The organism is Tahibacter caeni (genome assembly GCF_024609805.1).
Lineage (GTDB): Bacteria > Pseudomonadota > Gammaproteobacteria > Xanthomonadales > Rhodanobacteraceae > Tahibacter > Tahibacter caeni.
This window is the reverse complement of the sequence record NZ_JANFVR010000075.1, coordinates 1-17,590: the sequence shown is the minus strand read 5'-3', so window position 1 is coordinate 17,590 and position 17,590 is coordinate 1. Positions and strand designations below refer to the sequence as shown.

At 70.1% G+C, this 17,590-nt stretch carries 19 protein-coding genes; 9 read left to right on the top strand and 10 right to left on the bottom strand.

Annotated elements, in window-relative coordinates; all coding sequences use genetic code 11:
* Positions 1–143 precede the first annotated feature (143 nt).
* From NON22_RS09105 to efpL, 4 genes are all read left to right on the top strand, one after another.
* A complete protein-coding gene (locus tag NON22_RS09105; protein ID WP_257386616.1) occupies positions 144–956 on the top strand; it encodes a cyanophycinase in 813 nt (270 codons plus the stop codon).
* 104 nt (positions 957–1,060) lie between these two features.
* Positions 1,061–1,552 carry a GNAT family N-acetyltransferase gene (locus tag NON22_RS09100; protein WP_257386615.1) on the top strand — a complete coding sequence of 164 codons (492 nt, stop codon included), beginning with the start codon at positions 1,061–1,063 and terminating at the stop codon, positions 1,550–1,552.
* 226 nt (positions 1,553–1,778) lie between these two features.
* Positions 1,779–2,546 (top strand): SDR family NAD(P)-dependent oxidoreductase, encoded by a 768-nt coding sequence (locus tag NON22_RS09095; RefSeq protein WP_257386614.1) that lies wholly within the window; start codon positions 1,779–1,781, stop codon positions 2,544–2,546.
* 152 nt (positions 2,547–2,698) lie between these two features.
* A complete protein-coding gene (gene efpL / locus NON22_RS09090) occupies positions 2,699–3,262 on the top strand; it encodes an elongation factor P-like protein EfpL (protein ID WP_257386613.1) in 564 nt (187 codons plus the stop codon).
* A 50-nt stretch (positions 3,263–3,312) separates the two neighbouring features.
* Here efpL and NON22_RS09085 read toward each other — a convergent pair whose 3' ends face one another.
* Positions 3,313–3,894 (bottom strand): NUDIX hydrolase, encoded by a 582-nt coding sequence (locus NON22_RS09085; RefSeq protein ID WP_425507964.1) that lies wholly within the window; start codon positions 3,892–3,894, stop codon positions 3,313–3,315.
* Positions 3,895–4,044: 150 nt separating this feature from the next.
* Here NON22_RS09085 and NON22_RS09080 point away from each other — a divergent pair, with 150 nt between their 5' ends.
* The 5 genes from NON22_RS09080 to NON22_RS09060 all read left to right on the top strand — a co-directional run bounded on the left by NON22_RS09080 (position 4,045) and on the right by NON22_RS09060 (position 9,126).
* Positions 4,045–5,526, top strand: coding sequence for an amino acid permease (locus tag NON22_RS09080; protein ID WP_257386612.1), 1,482 nt, complete (start codon positions 4,045–4,047; stop codon positions 5,524–5,526).
* 593 nt (positions 5,527–6,119) lie between these two features.
* On the top strand, positions 6,120–6,761 hold the full coding sequence (locus NON22_RS09075; protein ID WP_257386611.1) for a methylthioribulose 1-phosphate dehydratase: 642 nt from the start codon (positions 6,120–6,122) through the stop codon (positions 6,759–6,761).
* On the top strand, positions 6,758–7,306 hold the full coding sequence (locus tag NON22_RS09070) for a 1,2-dihydroxy-3-keto-5-methylthiopentene dioxygenase (protein WP_257386610.1): 549 nt from the start codon (positions 6,758–6,760) through the stop codon (positions 7,304–7,306). The genes NON22_RS09075 and NON22_RS09070 overlap by 4 nt, the downstream gene beginning before the upstream one ends.
* A gap of 30 nt (positions 7,307–7,336) precedes the next feature.
* Positions 7,337–8,017 carry an acireductone synthase gene (mtnC, locus tag NON22_RS09065; RefSeq protein WP_257386609.1) on the top strand — a complete coding sequence of 227 codons (681 nt, stop codon included), beginning with the start codon at positions 7,337–7,339 and terminating at the stop codon, positions 8,015–8,017.
* 11 nt (positions 8,018–8,028) lie between these two features.
* Positions 8,029–9,126: a C13 family peptidase gene (locus NON22_RS09060; RefSeq protein WP_257386608.1), complete on the top strand. Its 1,098-nt coding sequence runs from the start codon at positions 8,029–8,031 to the stop codon at positions 9,124–9,126.
* Here the strand turns inward: NON22_RS09060 and NON22_RS09055 are convergent.
* The 9 genes from NON22_RS09055 to hisD all read right to left on the bottom strand — a co-directional run.
* Positions 9,048–9,752 (bottom strand): Dph6-related ATP pyrophosphatase, encoded by a 705-nt coding sequence (locus tag NON22_RS09055; protein WP_257386607.1) that lies wholly within the window; start codon positions 9,750–9,752, stop codon positions 9,048–9,050. The genes NON22_RS09060 and NON22_RS09055 overlap by 79 nt on opposite strands.
* Positions 9,753–9,798: 46 nt before the next feature.
* Complete coding sequence (locus tag NON22_RS09050; RefSeq protein WP_257386606.1) at positions 9,799–11,448, bottom strand: diguanylate cyclase; 1,650 nt, start codon at positions 11,446–11,448, stop codon at positions 9,799–9,801.
* Between the two features lie 251 nt (positions 11,449–11,699).
* On the bottom strand, positions 11,700–12,308 hold the full coding sequence (gene hisIE / locus NON22_RS09045) for a bifunctional phosphoribosyl-AMP cyclohydrolase/phosphoribosyl-ATP diphosphatase HisIE (RefSeq protein WP_257386605.1): 609 nt from the start codon (positions 12,306–12,308) through the stop codon (positions 11,700–11,702).
* Complete coding sequence (gene hisF, locus NON22_RS09040; protein WP_257386604.1) at positions 12,305–13,075, bottom strand: imidazole glycerol phosphate synthase subunit HisF; 771 nt, start codon at positions 13,073–13,075, stop codon at positions 12,305–12,307. Before hisF ends, hisIE begins: the two co-directional genes overlap by 4 nt.
* A complete protein-coding gene (locus tag NON22_RS09035) occupies positions 13,069–13,797 on the bottom strand; it encodes a 1-(5-phosphoribosyl)-5-[(5-phosphoribosylamino)methylideneamino]imidazole-4-carboxamide isomerase (RefSeq protein WP_257386602.1) in 729 nt (242 codons plus the stop codon). Before NON22_RS09035 ends, hisF begins: the two co-directional genes overlap by 7 nt.
* The gene (gene hisH / locus NON22_RS09030; RefSeq protein WP_257386601.1) at positions 13,794–14,384 is read right to left on the bottom strand and encodes an imidazole glycerol phosphate synthase subunit HisH; all 591 of its coding nucleotides are present in this window, start codon (positions 14,382–14,384) and stop codon (positions 13,794–13,796) included. Before hisH ends, NON22_RS09035 begins: the two co-directional genes overlap by 4 nt.
* On the bottom strand, positions 14,381–15,481 hold the full coding sequence (gene hisB, locus NON22_RS09025) for a bifunctional histidinol-phosphatase/imidazoleglycerol-phosphate dehydratase HisB (protein WP_257386600.1): 1,101 nt from the start codon (positions 15,479–15,481) through the stop codon (positions 14,381–14,383). The genes hisH and hisB overlap by 4 nt, the downstream gene beginning before the upstream one ends.
* Positions 15,478–16,545 (bottom strand): histidinol-phosphate transaminase, encoded by a 1,068-nt coding sequence (hisC, locus tag NON22_RS09020; protein WP_257386599.1) that lies wholly within the window; start codon positions 16,543–16,545, stop codon positions 15,478–15,480. The genes hisB and hisC overlap by 4 nt, the downstream gene beginning before the upstream one ends.
* The coding region (gene hisD, locus NON22_RS09015) for a histidinol dehydrogenase (RefSeq protein WP_257386598.1) at positions 16,542–17,590 on the bottom strand (1,049 nt) is incomplete at its 5' end. The genes hisD and hisC, both read right to left, overlap by 4 nt.

Below are 17,590 nucleotides of genomic sequence, written 5' to 3'. Positions count from 1 at the left end.
ACGATACAACCGAACTGAACGCGCGCCGCGCGGGTACGGACCACGCGTCCGTCCCGCGCGGCCCGCGCCGGCGGCGCGGCCGCGCTGCGCGGAATCGCCGGCGCGCTGCTACCATCGCGCCACCGCCGTTCCCGGATACCACCGTGCCCGCACGCCTCGCCCCTGACCAGTCCCGCGGCCATCTCATCGCGATCGGTGTCTTCGCCGGCCTCGACGGGGAACAGCGGCTGACGCGACGCCTCCTGTCCATCTGTCCACAACGATCACAAATATCTTTCCTCGTCGCCGGCGAGCTCGACATGCGCGCGCTCGACGAAGTCGAGACCGCCCTGCTCGCCCTCGGCGCCGGCGGCGTGCGCCGCGTCCATCTGGCCTCGCGTGCCGATGCCGAGCGGCCGGAAACCCTCGGCGCGATCGAGAATGCCGACCTCGTCGTGCTCGCGACGATCCATCCGCTCAAGCTCACGACGCTGATCGGCGGCACCAGCCTCGCCAAGCTGCTGCGCCGGCGCAACGCCGACGGCACGCCGATCGCCGGACTCGGCGCCGGCGCTGCGGCGCTGACCGAACACATGCTGGCCTCCTCGGGCGAGGCCGGCGCGACGCCGCGCATGGGCGCGATCACCCTGGCGCCGGGCCTGGGCCTGACCAACCGCGTCGTCATCGACCAGGGCGGCGCCGCGAGCGACCGCATCGGCCGCCTGCTCGGCGCGCTCGCGCTGAATCCGTTCGCGCTCGGCCTCGGCCTCGACGCCGACACGGCCGCGTTCATCGGCCCGGACAACGTGCTCGAGGTCGTCGGCCACGGCGGCGTCACGCTCGTCGATCCGAGCGACGTCGGCCCGACCAACATCACCGAAGCCGGTCCGCAGGCGCCGATCTCGATCACGAACCTGCATCTGCACGTGCTCGTGCACGGCACGCGCTACGACCTGGACTTCCGCCGGCCGCTGTAGCGCCGCGACGCCGGAGAGATACGCGTACGTGCCCGGCTCCGGCACTTGCGCGCGCGGTGCCGATCTGCGATCGCTATGCGTCACCCTCTTCGCCGCCCCTTGCCATGCCGTCCACCGACTTCTCGATACGTCCCGTCCGCACCGCCGACAACGCGGCCGTCGCCGCGATCATCCGCACGGTCATGCCGGAATTCGGCGCCGGCGGTCCGGGCTTCGCGATCCACGACGCCGAGGTCGACGCGATGGCCGAGGCCTATGCGATACCGCGCGCGGCCTATTTCGTCGTCGAAGCCGACGGGGAGGTGCTCGGCGGCGGCGGGGTCGCGGCACTGGCCGGCGGCGACGCCGACACCTGCGAACTGCGCAAGATGTATTTCCTGCCAGCACTGCGCGGCCGCGGCGCGGGCCGCGCGCTGATCGAACGCTGCCTCGCCACCGCGCGGACCTTCGGCTACCGCCGCTGCTATCTCGAAACCCTGAGCGGCATGGACGCGGCGCAGGCGCTGTATCTGAAGTCCGGCTTCCGGCGGATAGCCGGCCCGATGGGCGGCACCGGGCATTTCAGCTGCGACAAGTTCTATCTGATCGATCTCTGAGCCCATGCCGGCGGGCGCGGCAGCCTGCCTGTTCGTCGGGCAACCGAAACGGACCATCCAGAGCCAGGCTCCGGCCTATAGCCCGAAATGGCGCTGTCCGCGGCGTCGCCCGATGTCCGCGCCCTGCCCGCAGTCCCGTCAAACGGCGCCGGCTTACGCCGTATTCCGCGCTTCCTTACAATCGCGCCTTTGCGCAAGCGCGCGTATCCGCACCGGAGTCGTCTGCATGGAACTGAACCAGGTCAAGGCCGTCATCACCGGCGGCGTTTCGGGATTGGGCCTGGCGGTCGCCCGCCACCTCGTCGCCGCCGGCGGCGCGGTCGCGCTGTTCGACGTCAACGACGAGAAGGGCGCCGCCGCGGTCGCCGAGCTCGGCGGCAAGGCGCATTACTTCCGCACCGACGTGACCAGCGAGGACACCGTCGTCGCGAACCTCAAGGCGGCGCAGGAAGCTCTCGGCGGTCTCAACGCGGCGGTCAGCTGCGCCGGCATCCTCGGCGCCGGCCGCGTGCTCGGCAAGGAAGCACCGATGCCGCTGAAGACCTTCGCGACCACGGTCATGGTCAACCTCGTCGGTTCGTTCAACGTCGCCAAGGGCGCGGCCGACCTCATGCAGCACAACGCGCCGGGCGAGGACGGCGAACGCGGCGTGATCGTCAACACCGCGTCGATCGCCGCGTTCGAAGGCCAGATCGGCCAGGCGGCCTACTCCGCCTCCAAGGGCGGCGTCGTCGGCATGACCCTGCCGATGGCGCGCGAGTTCGCCCGCATCGGCGTGCGCGTGATGACCGTCGCGCCGGGCGTGTTCCATACGCCGATGGTCGACGGCATGCCGGAAAACGTATACCAGTCGCTTTGTGCGCAAGTTCCGTATCCGTCGCGCCTCGGCAAGCCCGAGGAATACGCCGCGACCGTCGCGTTCATCCTGCAGAACCGCTATCTCAACGGCGAGACGATCCGCGTCGACGGCGCGATCCGCCTGCAGCCCAAGTAAGTACGAGGCTACGTTCGCTCAGTCGCTCTTATGTCGAGCCGCTTGCCTCCACAACCCCGCCGAACGCTCGCACTGCGAGCGTTCGGCGGCCCCCTTGACTTAAGGGGGCTCCACGGCAAAAAGCCAGGACCATCCAGGATTCACCGACGCCCATGAAAGCCAGCGAAATCAAGAGAGGCAACGTCGTCGAGCATGACGGCAAGGTCTACCAGATCCGCGACATCGAGCGCAGCTCGCCGCAGGGCCGCGGCGGCAACGTGACCTATCGCTTCAGCATGTACGCGGTTCCCGGCGGGCAGAAGCTCGACCTGAGCCTGCGCGCCGAGGACGAGCTGCGCGAAGTCGAGCTGTCGCGCCGCCAGGCGACCTACTCCTACCGCGAAGGCGATACGTTCGTCTTCATGGACGCGGAGGACTACACGCAGTACATGCTCGATGCGAGCGCGCTCGGCGACGCCGCCGGCTTCGTCATCGACGGCATGGAAGCCTGCTACGTGCAACTGATCGAGGACCAGCCCGTCGCCGTGCAGCTGCCGCCGACCGTGACCCTGACCGTGGTCGACACGGCGCCGGAAATGAAGGGCGCGACTGCGACGAAGCGACCCAAGCCGGCCAAGCTCGAAACCGGCATCGAAATCCTCGTGCCCGAGTACATCGTCAACGGCTCGCGCATCCTCGTGAGCACCGTGACCGGTGAATACTCGGGCCGCGAATGAACGGCTGTGCAGTCAACGGTCGCCGCGGCCATGCGCGGCGGCCGCCGCCACTACGCGCGCGCGAGCCATTTGCGCGCCATGCGCTGCAGTGATTCGTCGTAGTCGGGCGAACCGATCATCGCGGCGATGTCGCGCCAGGCCAGCGCGAGCGATTCCTCGCTGACCGCGAATCGCTCGTCGCCGCAACACCGCACGACGTAGCGCAGGTCGTAGTGCCAGTGGCCCGGCACATTGCCGTGATCGGGAATCCAGTGGCGGTCGAGATCGAAGATGGCCGGCTCGATCGCGAGGTCGCGCAGGCCGGATTCCTCTTCGGCTTCGCGCCGCGCGACGGCGACCAGATCGACGTCGCCGTCCGCATGGCCGCCGAGCTGCAGCCAGCGCTGCAGCTTGCGGTGATGTGTCAGCAGCACGCGCAGGCCGTCGCGACTTACGAGCCAGGCCGCGCCGGTCAGATGGCCGAACGCGAGTTCGCGCTCCGCCGCGTCCGCGTGGCCGCGCATGAAACCCCGGAACTGCGCGATGCTTTCGGCCTCGTCCGCGTGACGGATGGCATACGCATCGATCTCGCGCAGCCACTCCTGTTGCCAGGCCGCCAATTCAGGCACGGGGTTGCCGCCGGATTCGCTCATCGGGATGGCTTGCTGGCCTAGGGTGGGTCGCGTATTTTAGCGCGGTTTTGTCGCGTCCCGTCGGCGACGCGAAAACATGCCAGGCTTCGCAAGCAGGTTGCTGCTGATGGCGCCGGGTCCCAGCAAGAAAAATACGTGGGAGGGGATGCAATGATTTTCTGGCGCGTCAAACCGCTCGACCAGATCCTGGAAAACGCAGAAAAGAAAGGTCTCAAGCGTCAGCTTGGCGCGCTGCAACTGACCATGCTCGGCATCGGTGCGATCATCGGCACCGGCATCTTCGTGCTCACGGCCGAGGCGGCGCAGAAAGCCGGCCCCGGCATGATGGTCGCGTTCGTGATCGCGGCCGTGGTCTGCGGTCTCGCGGCCCTGGCCTATGCCGAACTCGCCTCGATGGTGCCGGTGTCCGGGTCCGCCTATACCTATACCTATGCGGTGCTCGGCGAAGCGCTGGCCTGGATTGTCGGCTGGGCACTCGTGCTCGAATACGCCGTCGCCGCCGGCGCGGTCGCGGTGGGCTGGTCGGGCTACGTCAACGGCCTGCTGAACGCGGCGAACATGAGCCTGCCCGCATTCCTGCAGACCGGTCCGCTCAACGGCGGCGGCTTCAATCTGCTGGCCTGCCTGATCTCGCTGGTCATCACCGGCTTGCTCGTGATCGGCACGTCCAAGAGCGCCTGGGTCAACGCGGTGCTCGTGACGATCAAGATCGCCGCGCTCATCGCGTTCGTGATCATCGCCGTGCCGGCTGCCAAGGCCCCGAACTTCGAGCCCTTCATGCCGACCGGCTGGGGCACGCCCATGGGCGGCATCGGCGTGCTCGGCGCGGCCGCGTCGATCTTTTTCGCCTACGTCGGCTTCGACGCGGTGTCGACTGCGGCGGAGGAAACCAAGAATCCGAACCGCAACATTCCGATCGGCCTGATCGGCTCGCTCGCGGTCTGCACGATCTTCTATCTGCTGGTCGGCTACGGCGCGGTCGGCGCCGACGGCGCGCAGCCGCTCTACGACGCGGCCGGCAAGCTGCTCGAACCCGGCACCGACGCGATGGCCGCGGCCTGCGTCAATTCCACCGCGCTAGTCTGCAGCAACGAACCGCTGGCCCACGTGCTGCGCTCGCTGAACCACAACACCGTCGCCTACCTCGTCGGCATGGCCGCCAGCCTCGCACTACCCTCGGTCATCCTCATGATGATCTACGGCCAGACGCGCATCTTCTTCGTCATGTCGCGCGACGGCCTGCTGCCGGAGGTGTGCTCCAAGGTGCATCCGACCTTCCATACGCCGCACATCATCACCCTGATCACCGGCGTCTGCGTCTCGCTGTTCGCGGCGCTGTTCCCGGTCGGCATCCTCGCCGACATCTCCAACTCGGGCACCTTGTTCGCGTTCATCGCGGTCGCCGTCGGCGTCATGATCCTGCGCCGCACCCAGCCGGGCCGTGCGCGTCCGTTCCGCACGCCGCTGGTCTGGCTGGTCTGTCCGCTGGCCGTGCTGGGCTGCCTGCTGCTGTTCGTGAACCTGTCGATGAAGGCCCTGACCGTGTTCGCCTGCTGGACGGTCATCGGCCTGATCGTCTATTTCGCCTACGGCCTGCGCAACAGCGATCTGGCGCGCCGCAACAACGGCTGAGCCCGCTGGCGGCGGAGCCGGTCCGACCTGCCCCGCCGCCCCCGCCGTCACGGTGTTTTCCGGCCGTCCTTCGGCGAATCTCCAGCCTGATCAAGCACTTGTCTCGCGCTGCCGAGCTCGCCGGCCCGACCCGCCGTTGTTGGCGCCGACGCCCTTTGCACTCAAAGACTTAGCGAAGCATCGCGCAGTCGGAGCGGATTTGCTCACCGCCTATGCACAGTTTTCCCCCGGTCTACAAAATTTCTTCAAGATCTTGATCAAAAAAAACATTGTGACCAGCGCTCACAAGCAATCCACGGCTTATCCACAGGTCCGTGTTAGCTCGGCGCCACGCCAGCGGTTATGATCAAGGTCCGCGGGAAATACACTTGGCAGTGGGCCCCTCGGAATGCGGCTCGGATGCGTTCAGACGGGTTAGCTCCTCGGTCTGGACGCATCCGGGCAGCGACTTTCTCCTCCCGTTTTCCGCGTTTCCCCTCCTCCGATTTCCGATCCGACGACGTTGCCGGCAGCGGCCTGTCGACGGTTCTGTTCGTCATCAACGTGGCGACGGCGCTCGGTTATAGTGGCCGCCCGCTCGCTCCTGACTGCCCATGACCGAACTGAAGCATCCCGACGCCGACCGTCTCGCGCTGTGCGCGCGCGAAATCGCCGAAGCCGGCCGCGAACTCGGCGCCCGAGGCTGGACCCCGGCCACGAGCAGCAACTTCTCGCGGCGCTACGACGCCGATCATGCCGCCGTGACGATCTCCGGCCGCGACAAGGGCCGCCTCGGCGTCGACGACGTCATGCTCGTCGACCTCGAAGGCCGTGCGGTCGGCACGACTGCCCGCCCCTCGGCCGAGACCCTGCTGCACGTGCAGATCTATCGCCGCGAACCGTCCATCGGCGCGGTGCTGCACACTCATTCGCACAACCAGACCGTGGCCTCGCGACTGTACGCCGGACAGGGACTGATCCGGTTCAACGGCTTCGAGCTGCAGAAAGCCATCACCGGCTACACCACGCACGAGAGCGAGCTCGACCTGCCGGTGTTTCCGAACACCCAGGACATGCCCGAGCTCGCCGCGCGCGTCGACGCCTGGCTCGACGCCGGCAAACCGTTGTTCGGTTACTTGATAGACGGCCACGGCATCTATACCTGGGGCCGGGACATGACCGAGACCAAGCGGCATCTCGAAGCCTTCGAGTTCCTGCTCGGCGTCGAACTGGACCTGAGGAGACTGCGCGCATGAGCCGTCTGCGGATTTTCGCCGAAGACCGACCCGATCAACCGCTGCTGGACAGCGACGACCACGCGCAGATCGCGCAGGCGCTGGCCGCGGCCGGCGTGCGCTTCGAACGCTGGGAGGCCTCCGCCGACATCGAGCCGGGCGCCGCGCCCGAGGCCGTCATCGCCGCCTATCGCCGCGACATAGACCGGCTCATGGGCAGCGAAGGTTACCAGGCCGTCGACGTGATCAGCCTGAACCCGGACCATCCCGACAAGGCTGCGCTGCGCCAGAAGTTCCTCAACGAACACACGCATTCCGAGGACGAAGTGCGCTTCTTCGTCGCCGGCCGCGGCCTGTTCACGCTGCACCTGGACGACAAGGTCTACGAAGTGCTCTGCGTGCAGGGCGACCTGATCGGCGTGCCCGACGGCACGCGGCATTGGTTCGACATGAGCGAGCAGCCGTACTTCGTCGCGATCCGCCTGTTCACGAACAAGGAAGGCTGGGTCGCCAACTTCACCGGCAGCGACATCGCGACGCGCTTCCCGCGGCTCGAAGCCGCCTGATTTCCCGACCGCAGCCGCTGAACGAGACCGATGATCCGCGCGATCCTGACCGATATCGAAGGCACGACCAGTTCCATCAGCTTCGTCAAGGACGTGCTGTTTCCGTACGCGCGCGCGCACCTGGGCAGCTTCGTCGCCGAGCACGGCGACGAGCCCGAGGTCGCGCGCTGGCTCGCGGCGACCGCGCAGGAGGCCGATCTGGATCCGGCCGACCGCGACGCGATCGTCGCGACCCTGCGCCGCTGGATCGACGAAGACCGTAAGGCCACGCCGCTGAAGGCGCTGCAGGGCATGATCTGGCTCGCCGGCTACCGCGACGGTGCGTATCGCGCGCACGTCTATCCGGAAGTCGCCGGCCGGCTGCGCGCCTGGAAGGCGCAAGGGCTGCCACTCTACGTCTATTCCTCGGGTTCGGTCGCGGCGCAGAAGCTGTTCTTCCGCTACAGCGACGCCGGCGATCTGTCGGCGCTGTTCGACGGCCATTTCGACACCGAGATCGGCGGCAAGCGCGAGGCCGATTCCTATGCGCGCATCAGCGCGGCGATCGGCGTCGCGCCGGAGGAAATCCTGTTCCTGTCCGACATCGTCGAGGAACTCGACGCCGCACGCCGCGCGGGCCTGCAGACGACCTGGCTGTGCCGCGCGCCGCTGCAGTGTCCCACGGACGGTGCGCATCGCTGCGTGGCCGACTTCGACGCAATCCGCGTCTGACCGCCGAGCCGATGCCCGGCCGCCGCAGCGCCCTGCCCCTGCTGACCTTGCTGCTGGGCGCGGCGCTCGGCTACGGCGTCCGCGATCGTCTCGTCGCGACGCCTGGAGCCGGCGCGCCGGCCGCAGCGACGGCGGCCGCCGAGGCCGATACCGAAGTGCTGCGCCGGAACCTCGCGGAAACGCGCGCCTGGCTCGCGCGCTGGCTGCCGGGCGAAGCCGAGCCGGCCGAGACCGAAGAACCCGACTACAGCGCCGAGCGCGTGTTCTACGACCAGTACCGGCTCGTCGACGAGGCGCTCGCGCGTCTGCGGCCGCAGACGCCGGGCAAGGCCGATCTCTACGTCGTCGCGTTCGCCGGCGACGGCGACGAAAACGTGTTCCGCAACGAAGCAGAATATGTGGAGAAATTGTTTTCCGAGCGTTTCGACGCGCGCGACCGCGTCGTCGTGCTGGAGAACAACCCGGCCACGGTCGAGACGCGGCCGCTGGCGACCTGGAGCAACCTCGAGCTCGTGCTCGACGGCCTGATCGATAAGGCCCGCTTCGATCCCGACGAGGACGTGCTGCTGCTGTTCCTGACCAGCCACGGCGACGCCGAGCACAATCTCTACGTCGGCATGGACGTGCTGCCGCTGGACTGGATCGGCGCCCCGGACCTGGCCGGCATCCTCAACGCGCGGCCGTTCCGCTGGCGCGTCGCGATCGTCTCGGCCTGCTATTCCGGCGGCTTCCTCGACGTGCTCAGGAATTCCACGAGCATGGTCATCACTGCGGCCCGCGCCGACCGTACTTCGTTCGGCTGCGGCAGCGCCTCGGACATCACCTTCTTCGGCAAGGCCTTCTTCGTCGAAGGACTGAACCAGACCGATTCGTTCCGCGGCGCGTTCGAGGTCGCGCGCCAGCTCGTCGCCGAATGGGAGGAAGCCGAGAAGCAGACGCCGTCGGAGCCGCAGATCGCGAGCACGCCGCTGATCGAAACCAAGCTCGCCCAATGGCGCCAGGGCATACGCCTGGGCCCGCCGCAACCGTTTCAGCCGGCGGTAGCCGGCCCTTCCGATGCCGCGTCGCCCGGCGCCGCCGCCTCCAGCGAGAAATCGACGAAGCAGTAGCCGTCGGCGCGTTCCAGCGGACCGGCCTGCAAGGCCAGCGGCCGCGCGAAACACGGACCGTCGACGACGACGCTGTGGTATTCGCCGGCTTCGCCGCAGAGATCGATGCCGGCGCGGCGGAATTCTGCGATGACGTCCGCGTCGAGCCGGCGGCCGAGTAGGCGCGCATCGAGCTTGTCCTCCTGCAGCGCGACGATGCGCGTGACGAAACCGGCGGCCAGGAACTCCTGCAGCAGCGCCTCGCGCGGCTCTTCCCAGAGCGGATGCAGGCAGTCCAGCGCGAGTCCGGCGCAGACGTCGCGGCACCAGCTGCGATGCGCTTCGAGATCGATGTCGCCGAACGCGACCGCCGCGACGCCGTGCGCGTCGCGCAGCTGCGACAGCGCCGCGCTGAAGTTGCGTCGGTAGTCGGCGATGCCCGTCGCGACTTCGACGACCGCGAGCCCCATCGCTGCGGCCTGCGCGCGCAGCACCTCGGGCCGCAGGCGGTGCGAACGCGTGCGCGAACCGTCGTCGAGCAGGGTCGTCACGAGCGCTGCCGGTGCGCCGCGTTCGCGCCGGAGCCGCCAGAGGCTCAGCATCGAGTCCTTGCCGCCGCTCCAGGAAACCGCATACGGTTGCCGCATCGCGAACACTCCGCCGAAAAGCGGCAGGGTACCGCGATACCGCCGCCTACGTCGCCGCGAGCGCGAGCGACGTCGTTGCCGTCTCGATGCGGTTGCGGCCGAGCGTCTTCGCCCGGTACAGCGCGCCGTCGGCGCGCGTGACGAGCGCGAGCGCATCGAGCCCGGCTTCCGGCACCAGTGCGGCGACACCGATGCTGACGGTCAGGTACGGCGCCGCGCGCGAGTACGCATGCGGCAGCGCCAGCCGCGCGATGGCCTGCGCGACGTGGACGGCGACGGGTTCGGCGTCGGCCAGCGTACTCTGCGGCAACAGCACGGCGAACTCCTCGCCGCCGTAGCGCGCGACGCAATCTTCAGCTCGGCCCAGCGCCTCGTTCAGCACGCGCGCGACCTGTCGCAGCGCATCGTCGCCGGCGAGATGGCCGTAGCCGTCGTTGTAGCTCTTGAAGTCGTCGATATCGAGCAGCAGCAGCGCGAGGCTGTAACCATGGCGCTGTGCGCGGCCCCACTCCAGGGCCAGCGCCTCGTCGAAGCGGCGCCGGTTGCCGATGCCGGTCAGTCCGTCGCGATGCGACAGCTGTTCCAGCTTCCGGTTCGCCTCGCGCAGATGCCGGTTGGCCTGCCCCAGCGCCGCGGATTTTTCCTCGACGAGGCGATTGATCTCACGCAGTCGCGCATTCGTCGCGGCCAGGTGCACGGCGCCGGCGACCTGTTCGGCCAGCGCGTCGAGCATCTGCCGGTTGTCGTCCGACAGCGAACGCGGATCGGCGGCTTCGAGATTGAGCAGGCCGATGAACTCGCCGCGCAGGCGTATCGGCAGCACGTATTCCGCCGCGACGGCCGGATTGCCGAGCACGTAGTCGTGATCCTCGACGACGTCCGCCACGTACTGCGCCTGGCCGGAACGGAACGCGCGGCCGATGATGCCGAGCGACTCGGGCCAGTCGCCGCCGCTGCGGCCGTGGAATACCGAATTGCCCGCATGCGCCTTGAAGCGCAGGCGCGTCGGATCGCCTTCGACGAGCAGCACGCCGACCGACTCCAGCGCGAAGCGCTCGCGCAGGAACTGCGCGATGCGCAACAGCACCTCGTCGAGGCCGTCGGCTTCGATCGCGGTGCGCGACAGCTCGCTGAGCATGCCGAGCAGCCGCAGCCGCTGGCGCTGCTCGCCGTTCAGACGTTCGGTCGCGAACATGCCGGCCAGCTGTTCGGCGATGGTCTCGAGCAGGTCGATCTCGGTGCCGAACGCGTCCGGCTGCAACGCTTCGGCGTTGATGACGCCCATGACCTCGCCGTGGTGGCGCATCGCGACGCAGAGCTCCGAGCGCGTGCCCGGCAGGGTCTCCACATAGTTCGGATGGCGCGCGACGTCGGCGACGTAGAGCGTCTGGCCGCTCGCGGCGACCTCGCCGACGACGCCGCTGCCGAGTTCCCGCCCGTAGCCGAGATGAATGTCGCTGGGCATCTCCGCGGCGAGCGCCTCGCAGCGGAAACGGCCGCTGCCGCGATCGATCGAGGCGCAGGCCACGAGCGCGCAGCCGAGGTGTTCGCGCAGCAGCCGCACGATCTGCCGCAGGCGCTCGCCCAGCGCGGCGTTCTCGGCCGCGATGCGGGCAATACGGTGGATCAGCGCGAGCTGGCAGGCTTCACGTTCGCGGCCGCTGCGAGCGGATTCGCTGGTTTCGGGCGGCAACATCCGGCGCCTCTGACGAGCGTTGCGGCGAGTCTAGCAAGCTTTGCCGCAGGCACTGCGCGGCGAAAAGCGCGCGGTGCCTCCGCGTCGCGACGAGCCGACGGCCGGCACGAAACGGGGCTGCCGGTCCCGGCGACGCACGACGGCGGCGCGCATCCCCGCCGGACCAAGACGGAGCCGTCGGTCCCGACGAATGCGCTGCGGCAACGCGCTTGCCTGCCGTCGGACCGAAACGCCGCTTACGGCCGAGGCCGCTAGCGGTGGCGCCGCCGCAGTTCGGCGACCGCATCGGCCAGGGACAGTCCGCGCGCGCGCAGCAGCACGATCAGATGGAACAGCAGGTCGGCGGCCTCGCCGACGAGCGCGGCCTCGTCCTGGACGACCGCGGCCAGTGCAGTTTCGACGCCTTCCTCGCCGACTTTCTGCGCGATGCGGCGCAGGCCTTCCTCGAACAGCCGCGTCGTGTAGCTGCCGGCCGGGCGCTCGCGCTCGCGTCGCGCGACGAGCGCGTCGAGTTCGTCGAGAAATCCGGCCGCCGGAATCGCCGCCGCGCCGAAGCAGCTGTCGCTGCCGAGATGGCAGGTCGGCCCCTGCGGCTCCGCGCGCAGCAGCAGCGCGTCGCGGTCGCAGTCGCTCAGGACCTCGCGCAGCAGCAGCCAGTGCTGCGAGCTCTCGCCCTTGGTCCAGAGGCGCTGCTTGCTGCGGCTGTAGAACGTGACGCGGCCCTGGGCCAAGGTCGCGCGCAGCGCTTCCTCGTTCATCCAGCCCTGCATCAGCACGGCGCCGCTGCGCCAATGCTGCACGATGGCCGGCAGCAGGCCGTCGCCCTTGCTCCAGTCCAGGCTGGCCGGATCCAGGCTCACGGCCGCACCTCCAGTCCCTGTTCGCGCAGATGACGCTTGAGCGCCGGAATCGCGACCTGGCCCGAGTGGAACACGCTGGCCGCGAGCGCCGCGTCGACGTCGGCCTCGGCGAACACGGCCGAAAAATGCTCCACCGCGCCGGCGCCGCCCGAAGCGACCAGCGGCACCGGACAGCGTGCGCGCGCCGCGCGCAGCTGCGGCAGGTCGTAGCCCTCGCGCACGCCGTCGGCGCCCATGCAGTTCAGCACGATCTCGCCGGCGCCGAGCGCGACGGCTTCCTCGATCCAGTCCAGAGTCGGCCTAGCCAGCGCGCGGGCGCGCTGCGGATCGCCGCTGTACTGGCGCACGCGCCATTCGCCGTCGGCGTCGCGCAGGCTGTCGATGCCGACGACGACGCACTGCACGCCGAACGCGTCGGCGAGCTCGGCGATCAGCGCGGGCCGCGCGAGCGCCGGCGAATTGACCGAGATCTTGTCGGCGCCGGCCTGCAGCACGGCACGCGCGCCGTCGACGCTCGCAATGCCGCCGGCGACGCAGAACGGAATGTCGATGGCCGCGGCGACGCGCGCGACCCAGGCCGTGCCGACTTCGCGCCCCTGCGGGCTCGCCGTGATGTCGTAGAACACGAGCTCGTCGGCGCCTTCGCCGCGATAGCGCAGCGCGAGGTCGAGAATGTCGCCGACGTCGACGTGGTCGCGGAAGCGCACGCCCTTGACGACGCGGCCGTCACGCACGTCCAGGCACGGAATCAGGCGCCGCGTCAGCATGCCAGCGCGGCCGCGAGATCGAGGTGGCCGTCGAGCAGGCTGCGGCCGAGCACGACGCCGGCGAGGCCGAGCTCGCGTACGGCGCGAATGTCGGCCACGTCGCGCACGCCGCCGGACGCCTGGATCGCGAGACCCGGCGCGAGCCCGCGCAGATGCGCATACAGCGCGAGGTTCGGCCCGGCGAGCATGCCGTCGCGATGGATGTCGGTGCAGAGCACGTGGACCGCGCCGGCGGCCGCGTAGCGCGGCGCGAGGTCCTCGAGTATCGGCGCCTCGCTGCGCGTCCAGCCGTCGCTCGGCAGGCGCCAGACGCCGTTTTCCGCGCGCGTGTCGAGTGCGATGCACAGGCGCGCGGCGCCGTAGTCGGCGAGCCAGCGCTCCACGAGCTCGGGCTCGCGCACGGCGACGCTGCCGAGCACGACGCGCGACACGCCCGCGTCGAACAGGCGGCGCAGGTCGTCCTCGCTGCGTACGCCGCCGCCGGCCTGGATCTGCAGCGCGCCGCCGGCCAGCGCGTCGATCAGCCGAAAATTCGCCGCGGTGCCGCTGCGCGCGCCGTCGAGATCGACCACGTGCAGCCAGGCTGCGCCGGCCGCCGCATAGTCGCGCGCCAGGCGCAGCGGATCGGCGCGATAGCTCGTCTGTTGCGCGTAGTCGCCCTGGCGCAGGCGCACGACGTGGCCGTCGCGCAGGTCGATCGCGGGAATGATGTCGAAGCTCACAGGGTCAGGAAGTTCTTCAGCAGCAGGGAACCGACGGCGGCGGAGCGTTCCGGATGGAACTGCATGCCGTAGAAATTTTCTTTTTGCACGATAGCGGAAAAATCCTCGCCGTGACGGCAGCCGGCCAGGGCCCAGGGCCCCGGCGGCGCCGCGTAACCGTGCACGAAGTAGGCGTAGGCCTCGTCCGGCAGACCGGCGAGCAAGGCATGCGCGCGCCGCGGCAGCAGCCGGTTCCAGCCCATGTGCGGCACGCGCAGGCCGGGCGCCGCCGGCAGCTGGCGCACGGCGGCCGGAATCAGGCCCAGGCACGGCGTGTCGGCCTCCTCCGAGTGCTCGAACAGCAGCTGCATGCCGAGGCAGACGCCGAGCACCGGCTGGCGCAGCGAACGAAGCGTGCCGACCAGATCGAAGTCGGCCAACCGGCGCATGGCCGGCCCGGCCGCACCGACGCCGGGCAGGATCACGTGGCTCGCGGCGCGGATCCGCGCGGCGTCGGTGGTCAGCGGCGCATCGACGCCGAGGCGCTGCAAGGCATAGCGCACCGAGCCGATATTGGTGCCGCCGCCGTCGACGAGAACCACGCTCACAGCATCCCCTTCGTGCTCGGCAGGTCGGCGCCGTGGCGGCGCAGCGCCGCGCGCAGCGCGCGCGCGACGGCCTTGAAGCAGGCTTCGACCATGTGATGCGCGTTGTCGCCGCGCACGGCCAGGTGCAGGTTCGCGCCGAGGCCGTCGCAGAACGAGCGGAAGAAATGCGGCACGAGCTCGGTCGGCAGGTCGCCGACGCGCTCGCGCGGGAACACGCCGTCGAACACGAAGCAGGCGCGGCCCGACAGGTCCAGCGCGGCGCGCGCGAGGGTCTCGTCCATGGGCAGCGTGATCGCGACGGCCGCGGCGTCCGCCGGCTCGTGCGCGTCGCCGTAGCGGCCTGTGCCGCGCTTGTCGCCGAGCGCCTGGCGAAGCGCCTGGCCGAGCGCGAGCGCGCAGTCCTCGACCGTGTGATGTTCGTCGATGTGCGTGTCGCCGGCGCAGGTCAGGGACAGCGCGATGCCGGCGTGCTTGCCGATCTGCTCGAGCATGTGGTCGAAGAAGCCGAGACCGGTCGCGACGACGGCGTCGGCGCGGCGGTCGAGATCGACGCGCACACGGATGCGCGTCTCGCGCGTGTTGCGTTCGACCTCGGCCGTGCGCGGCGCGGCGCAGAGCGTCTGCGCGATCGCGGGCCAGTCCCACTCGCCGTCGCCGAGGCGGAAGCCGCGCACGCCGAGGTTGGCCGCGAATTCGAGGTCGGTCGCGCGGTCGCCGACCATGGCCGACGCGCGCCGGCTCCAGGCGTCGTCGGCCAGATAGGTCCGCATGAGCCCGGTCGCCGGCTTGCGCGTCGGCCGGTTCTCGTGCGGGAAACTGCGGTCGATCAGGACGTCGGCGAACGACACGCCCTGCGATTCGAACACCTGCAGCATGAGCCGGTGCGGTCCGAGGAAATGCGCTTCGGGAAAGCTGTCGCTGCCGAGGCCGTCCTGATTGGTCACCATGACGAGCTCATAGCCGGCCTCGATGCAGCGGCGCAACGCCGGAATCACGCCGGGCAGGAACGCGAGCTTGTCGTAGGCATCGATCTGCTGATCGGGCGGTTCGACGATCAGGGTACCGTCGCGGTCGACGAACAGGTATTTGCGATTCATGCGGCCGCCTCGACGTCGCGCAGCGCAGCGAGCACGGCGCGGTTTTCCGCCGGCGTGCCGACCGAGATGCGCAGGCAGCCGGCCAGGCCGGGATAGCGCGTGACGTCGCGCACGACGATGCCGGCGCGCAGCAGCCGCGCGTACACGGCCGCCGCGTCGCGCCAGCGCACGCAGAGGAAATTCGCCGCCGACGGCAGCACCTCGACGACCTCGGGCAACGCGGCGAGCTCGCCGCGCAGCCATTCGCGCTGTTCGCGCAGCACGCCGATGCGCCGGCGCGTCTCGGCCAGCGCTGCCGCTTCGGTCGCCGCGAGCGCCGCGGCGATGCTGGCCGCCGGCAGCGGATACGGCGCAAGGATGCGGCGCGCGAGCGCGATGACCGGCGCGGCCGCGAGCAGCACGCCGACGCGCGCGCCGGCCAGGGCATAGGCTTTCGACAAGGTGCGCAGCACCGCGACGTGATCGTTGCCGGCGATCAGCATGCCGGCGCTGGGCGTGTCGGCGAATTCGCCGTAGGCCTCGTCGACGACGAGCAGCGCGCGGCCGCGCAGCGCCGAGGCCAGCCGAGCGAGCGCGTCGGGCGCGACCGCCGCGCCGCTCGGATTGTTCGGCGTGCAGACGAAGACGAGCTTGACGGCCGGCGTCAGCGCCGCGAGCACCGCGTCGACGTCGAGCGCGAAGTCCGGCCCGAGCGGCGCCTGCACGACGGCCGCGTCCTGTACCGCGGCGGCGACCGCGTACATGCCGAAGGTCGGCGGCGACACGAGCACGGCGTCCCGGCCGGCGCGGCAGAACGCGCGCACGAGCAGGTCGATGGCTTCGTCGCTGCCGCGGCCGACGAGCAGCTGTTCCGGTGCGACTTCGTACAACGCGGCCAGACGGCGCACGAGCGCGGCCGGCTGCGGGTCGGGATAGCGGTTGAGCCCCTCGCCGGCGTCGCCGGCCGGCGACCACGGCGATTCGTTCGCGTTGAGCAGCACGCGGCCGCCGTCGGCTTCCATGCGCGCCGACGAATACGGGATCAGCGCGCGGATCTCGGCACGGGCCAGATCGAGCACGTTCATGCGGACGCCGCCGGCAGCCGCTGCAGCCGCAGCGCGACGGCGCGTTCGTGCGCCTGCAGTCCTTCGGCCTCGGCCAACACCTGCGCGCAGGGACCGATGGCCTGCAGGCCGGCCGGCGTCAGTTCCTGCACCGTGACGAGCTTGACGAAGCTCGCGACCGAGACGCCGCTCCAGGCGCGCGCATAGCCGTAGGTCGGCAGCACGTGATTGGTGCCGCTGCAGTAGTCGCCGACCGCCTCGGGCGACCAGGCGCCGAGAAACACCGAGCCCGCGTTGCTGACGGCCGGCAGCAATGCGCGCGGCGCGGCGACGTTTAGGATCAGGTGTTCCGGCGCATAGGCGTTGCTGATCGCGACGGCTTCGGCGAGGTCGGCGACCTCGATCAGGCGCGCGTGGGTCAGCGCCTGCCGCGCGAGCACCGCGCGCGGCAGCGCGGCCAGCTGCGCCTCGACGGCCGCGGCGACCGCATCGAGCAGCGGCGCCGACGGCGACAGCAGCACGACCTGCGAATCGGCGCCGTGCTCGGCCTGCGACAGCAGGTCCGCGGCGACGAAGGCCGCGTCGGCGCCGGCATCGGCGATGACGAGCACTTCCGACGGACCGGCCGGCAGATCGATCGCCGCGCCGGCCGGATCGCCGGCGACCTGCCGCTTGGCTTCGGTGACCCAGGCATTGCCCGGCCCGAACAGCTTGTCGCAGCGCGGCACGCTTTCGGTGCCGTAGGCCATGGCCGCGATGGCCTGCGCACCGCCGAGCTTGAACACGCGCGTGACGCCGCACAGCTGCGCCGTGTACAGCACGGTCGCATCGCAACGGCCGTCGGCGCCGGCCGGCGTGCACAGCACGACGTCGCCGCAGCCGGCCAGCTGCGCCGGCACGGCCAGCATCAGCACGGTCGACGGCAACGGCGCGGTGCCGGACGGCACATACAGGCCGACCCGACGCAGCGGCCGCAGCACGCGTTCGCAGATCACGCCGGGCGCGGTCTCCACGCGCACCGGCGCGGGCGCGCCGGCCGCATGGAAGCGCGCGATGCGCTCGCGCG

Coding starts and splice junctions, on each gene's coding strand:
- NON22_RS09100 (WP_257386615.1), top strand. CDS start 1,061: ATGCCGTCCACCGACTTCTCGATACGTCCCGTCCGCACCGCCGACAAC.
- NON22_RS09095 (WP_257386614.1), top strand. CDS start 1,779: ATGGAACTGAACCAGGTCAAGGCCGTCATCACCGGCGGCGTTTCGGGA.
- efpL (WP_257386613.1), top strand. CDS start 2,699: ATGAAAGCCAGCGAAATCAAGAGAGGCAACGTCGTCGAGCATGACGGC.
- NON22_RS09085 (WP_425507964.1), bottom strand. CDS start 3,894: ATGAGCGAATCCGGCGGCAACCCCGTGCCTGAATTGGCGGCCTGGCAA.
- NON22_RS09080 (WP_257386612.1), top strand. CDS start 4,045: ATGATTTTCTGGCGCGTCAAACCGCTCGACCAGATCCTGGAAAACGCA.
- NON22_RS09075 (WP_257386611.1), top strand. CDS start 6,120: ATGACCGAACTGAAGCATCCCGACGCCGACCGTCTCGCGCTGTGCGCG.
- NON22_RS09070 (WP_257386610.1), top strand. CDS start 6,758: ATGAGCCGTCTGCGGATTTTCGCCGAAGACCGACCCGATCAACCGCTG.
- mtnC (WP_257386609.1), top strand. CDS start 7,337: ATGATCCGCGCGATCCTGACCGATATCGAAGGCACGACCAGTTCCATC.
- NON22_RS09060 (WP_257386608.1), top strand. CDS start 8,029: ATGCCCGGCCGCCGCAGCGCCCTGCCCCTGCTGACCTTGCTGCTGGGC.
- NON22_RS09055 (WP_257386607.1), bottom strand. CDS start 9,752: ATGCGGCAACCGTATGCGGTTTCCTGGAGCGGCGGCAAGGACTCGATG.
- NON22_RS09050 (WP_257386606.1), bottom strand. CDS start 11,448: ATGTTGCCGCCCGAAACCAGCGAATCCGCTCGCAGCGGCCGCGAACGT.
- hisF (WP_257386604.1), bottom strand. CDS start 13,075: ATGCTGACGCGGCGCCTGATTCCGTGCCTGGACGTGCGTGACGGCCGC.
- hisB (WP_257386600.1), bottom strand. CDS start 15,481: ATGAATCGCAAATACCTGTTCGTCGACCGCGACGGTACCCTGATCGTC.
- hisC (WP_257386599.1), bottom strand. CDS start 16,545: ATGAACGTGCTCGATCTGGCCCGTGCCGAGATCCGCGCGCTGATCCCG.